This is a genomic window from Candidatus Rhabdochlamydia sp. W815, from assembly GCF_018642185.1.
GTDB classification, from domain to species: domain Bacteria; phylum Chlamydiota; class Chlamydiia; order Chlamydiales; family Rhabdochlamydiaceae; genus Rhabdochlamydia; species Rhabdochlamydia oedothoracis.
The window spans coordinates 1-4,313 of record NZ_JAAVTY010000116.1 but is presented as its reverse complement, the minus strand read 5'-3'; the positions used below and the strand labels follow the sequence as shown (position 1 = coordinate 4,313).

At 34.7% G+C, this 4,313-nt stretch carries 4 protein-coding genes; all 4 read right to left on the bottom strand.

The window, feature by feature from the left end; genetic code table 11:
• Window positions 1–133 precede the first annotated feature (133 nt).
• The gene (locus RHOW815_RS07050) at window positions 134–610 is read right to left on the bottom strand and encodes an NYN domain-containing protein (RefSeq protein WP_215217612.1); all 477 of its coding nucleotides are present in this window, start codon (window positions 608–610) and stop codon (window positions 134–136) included.
• The gene (gene rdgB / locus RHOW815_RS07045; RefSeq protein ID WP_215217611.1) at window positions 610–1,203 is read right to left on the bottom strand and encodes an RdgB/HAM1 family non-canonical purine NTP pyrophosphatase; all 594 of its coding nucleotides are present in this window, start codon (window positions 1,201–1,203) and stop codon (window positions 610–612) included. The genes RHOW815_RS07050 and rdgB overlap by 1 nt, the downstream gene beginning before the upstream one ends.
• Window positions 1,204–1,275: 72 nt before the next feature.
• Entirely contained in the window at window positions 1,276–3,423 is a 2,148-nt protein-coding gene (locus RHOW815_RS07040; protein WP_215217610.1) for a GreA/GreB family elongation factor, read from the bottom strand.
• A gap of 225 nt (window positions 3,424–3,648) precedes the next feature.
• Window positions 3,649–4,098: a DUF2227 family putative metal-binding protein gene (locus RHOW815_RS07035; protein ID WP_215217609.1), complete on the bottom strand. Its 450-nt coding sequence runs from the start codon at window positions 4,096–4,098 to the stop codon at window positions 3,649–3,651.
• Between the last annotated feature and the right edge of the window lie 215 nt (window positions 4,099–4,313).

Genomic DNA, 4,313 nt, shown 5'->3' with positions numbered 1-4,313 from the left:
ATGGAAAAATTGCGAAAGAAAACTACATACAAGCCTGAATATGGAGGTTCTCGCTTTTATTGCTCTACTTTTGAAAAGATTTTAAACAGGCTCTTAAAAAAAGCAATAGGACTTGAAGAGATTTACAGGGTTTTCACGGTTCTTTTAATTTCTTTTCAAAGATTTTTAACAGACGGGAAATTTCCTGTGGAGTTTCTTGGACAGAAGTTTCTATGGATCTTTTTTGCTTTTCGTTTTTTTTAGCAACATAAGAGAGAAAATCTGTTAAAGAAAGGGTTTTTGCTCTTAATGCTCTGCAGCGTTTAATCAACTCTTGATCATTGGATACAACTGTTGTGTGTGCTGGTTTTTTGTGTAATTGAATCTCTTCGAAGATATAGAAGTCAGCTGTTATGCTTAAAGGGGTATAGATGATCTCTAATTGGCTTATATGATGTTTTGTAGAGTGTTTTTCATGAGGATCACTGCCATCAAAGACTAAGACAATATCTAAAAAAGAAGAGATAGAGTTTGCGAAATAGGAGATGAGTTCATGACGGTATTGGCGCAGGGGAGTACGTTTTTTTGTTAAATAAAAAAGCAGATTGTAACCATCTACAAAGTAGCGCATTAAATAAGAGATGCTAATAGAGGAAAAAGTTTATCTAATGCTTTTCTGCGATGGGAGATTTTATTTTTAGTAGCTTCTTCTAGTTGAGCAAAGGTTTTTCTATATTCGTGTTTTAGGAAAATAGAATCATAACCAAAACCTAAACTGCCTTTTTCTTTTTCTAAAATAACCCCCTCTACTTTTCCTGTAGCGGCCTTTTTTAAACCCTCAGGAGAAGCTAGAGAGATTACACATTCAAAATAGGCATGGCGCAAGGGATCTTGCAAATGCTGCATAGATTTAAGCAGCTTTTGCCTATTTTGTCTATCGGTTGCATTATCCCCTGCGTAACGATGGGAAAAAATACCGGGCTCTCCATTTAAAGCGGGTACAACAAGTCCTGAATCATCAGCAATTACCCACGCATCCAATTGAATAGCCGCATGTATAGCTTTAGCAGTGGAGTTTTCTATAAAACTTATTCCTATTTCTTCTTGAGGGGTATAAGAGGGAAAATCGATTAAGCTTAATAGATCCAATTTAGGAAATAATTTAAGTATAGCACGAAACTCTCTGATTTTATGTACATTCTTACTGGCAATAATCAAACGCATAAAGCTATTCTCTTGTTTTAATAAAGATATAACAAATCAGAGACATTGGATGCAAAGTTCCTTTTCAAAATTTTAAAGATAGCTGTGGATTGCTTCTATGGTAAAAGTTTCTTCTTGAAACCGAAAGGACTCTCCTACTGATAAACCATTAATCGTTGAAGCCAACTTTGATTGAAAGGAAAGAATATTTTTTTCTGGATCAGCATCCCAAGGTCCTAGAATTGTGTAGTTTATTGTTTCTCCGTGAGTATTTTTGCAATCAATAATAGATCCTACTCCTACTTCTTGAGTAGAGATATCCTCTTTTGACAAAACACGCGCGCGATGCATTTGATCAGATAGGGTTTTTAGTTCTGATTGTAGTCTGTCTCTACGCTCTAAGGCAGCTTTGAATTCTGCATTTTCTCTTAGGTCTCCATGAGCTCTTGCAATTTCAATTTCTTTAGCATTTTCTACGGTTTCTACTGTGGCTATTTGTTGAATTCTTTGCTGCAATTTTTGGTATCCTTCTTGGGTTGTCCAAATAGTAAGGTCTTCTTGAACCTCTTTTTTATGAAGTTTAGCCAATTGAGGGTATGCCACTTCTGCAAGCGAGACAAAGATTTTTTGATCGTGATCGCTCAAAGAGTGACATTTTGTAACAAGAAGAAGAAATTCTTTTACATCTTCAATGCTGGATTCTTGCATGATCTGTCTCACTATAGCAAAACGACCAGCTGATAGGAGATTATGAATCTTTTTAACAAGGTCTCTTTGTAGAGGTTGATGTTCAATCCTGCTAAGTAAAACTAAAAGCCCTTCAAAAAATCTTGTTCGGCCCTGTTTATCACAAAGGGGAAGTGTTTTTTGGCTAATGACTTTTTGAAAGTACCAAATAAAAGCAGATGGGTATTTAGCTGGATGTATGTATAGTTGTTCTAATTTCTTAATGAGGCCATCTGAGGCTTTAGCTACGAGTAAAGCAGAAAGGATATAATCTCTTAATGGAGAAATGTCGATATAAAAAAGCAAATCTAAAAAAATCTGTGGCCATTCTTCAGAGTTTTGTTGTAGATGGTTTAAGCAACGTTTTTTAAAACTAATGATTTTGATCTCATCGATTAGTTTAAAAATAGAGGAACAGTTTTTAAAAATTTCTTTTATATTTTCAGATTCTTTTTCTTCTTTTAAATCCTGCAAAAAGAAATGAATTTGTAGGCTTTGAGCAGGAGTGATGTCAGTAAGCAAAAGAGCTTCAGAGAGCTTGGTCTTCAGGGTTGTTTTGAACTCTTCATTCTTCAGTGTTTCTGGAAAATCTTTTAAAAATCCATAGACCATTTCAATAAGAGTGTCTGCATTAGGCTTACTTTGTAATACGTCACTGAGCTTTTGCTCATGACTTATTTCCGTTTGTCTCAATTTAAAACTATTTTTAATATCTTCAGGGATTTCAATAAAGGTATCTTTTTTTAGCTTGGATCTAGTTGCTTGCCACCATCTTGTCCATTCTTTAGCAGGAATGATGAGATCACATAGTTCATCTTTAATTTCTGCGGTTGTTTTAGGGCCTAAATCCTTTAATAACATATGAATTACACCAACTGGATCTTTTCTGGCTTTTTTTTCGAGCAAATCAGGGTTTCCGAACCGCAAAGCTAAAAAATGATCAGGAGGAATAGGTATTAAAACTTTGAAGGCTGTTACAAAGGAAAGATCTTTCCTTCCGGGAACATAATCAAACTCGATGCTCACTTGTTCGAGAACAAAAGAAAAATCTACAATTTCTCCAACACCCCATCCTCCTGTATGAAAGACATAATTTCCAATTTTCATATGAGAGAGCAGCTCAAAGTTGCTAACTGCGCCTTGGAACTTTTCTCGATTGCGTAGCCCTATTAAACGAATTTTTTCGTTAAAAAGAGGATCATTTGGGTATTTAGCTTTCAAGAAATCTAAGGTCATCTGAGCCAAGGCATCATCATTCATTGTCTGTAAATCAATGATAAGCTTGAATATTTCTTCAGAACCAGGACTCTGTGGGGTAACTCGCCACAAGGGCAGAATTTCTTGTACATGTAGACCAAAAGAATCGGCCATTTCAGAGTATTTGATACTTTGTAAAATTGCTTTGAGTTCTTCTATATCCAACTCATCCCCGGCGCAATACTCCTCCCACAACTTGAGTACTCCAGAATAGTTGTGTTTAGCGATATGAGTTTGGAAATCTTTAAGATAGCTCATTTGAATTCCTTATAATCTATAGAAAATATGTGAAAGAAAACGGCGTCAAAAGGATCATAAGCTCCATTTTTGACTTTTTAACTAATAGTTCAGATTGCTTTTTCTTGCATCCGTTGAGTATATGAGTTCAACTAATTATCTTCAATTAAAACCCTAAAAACAATTCCTGGGATAGAAAGGATTGTTTTTTTGAAATTCAAATTTTTATTGATTTTTTTTAAAAAATTATTTTGTTTTTCTTACATCTAAAAGTAGGTGACTCCAATCGGCTAAGCAAATTCCTATTAAGGCGTAGATAAAGTATGTTTTAAAATGTTTGTAAAAAGAAAAGATATTCTCTGAAAAAGAAAAGATAAAACTAAGTAGAAATAGAATGGAGCTAAGCCAAATAATACGCGTAAAAGAACCTAATAAAAAGGAATGGGAAATGCCTCTATGTTTAAATATTTTGGAGTAACCACGAAAAGGCAATGTGATAAATCCACGCAGGGAAAATAGTTTTATTTTGTGAACAAGGTCTAAATCTGGATTCATGAACAAAGTGGCATAGGTAAAGGTTGCCGTAAAAATAATCAAAGCTTTCTCTGAGGGCTGAAAGAAATAATAACCAAAACCCACTAAAGCAGGTAGCATGAAGAAAAGATTGAATCCAGTATGAGTTTTATAGTTTGCCATAGCTTGATCCTTTTAAAGTGGCCCTTTCAACCTTGAAGTGCACAAAAAAGAACATATAAATACTTGAAAAAACATCTATTGTGCACCCGAGCATAGCATGTTTGTAGATAATCTCGTAAACACTTCTAGTGGAGTTTCGAAGTTGAGAGCCTTTCTAGGTCTGTTATTTAGTAAAGTTTCCACCCTTTCTATATCCTTGGAAGTCGTATCTAAAA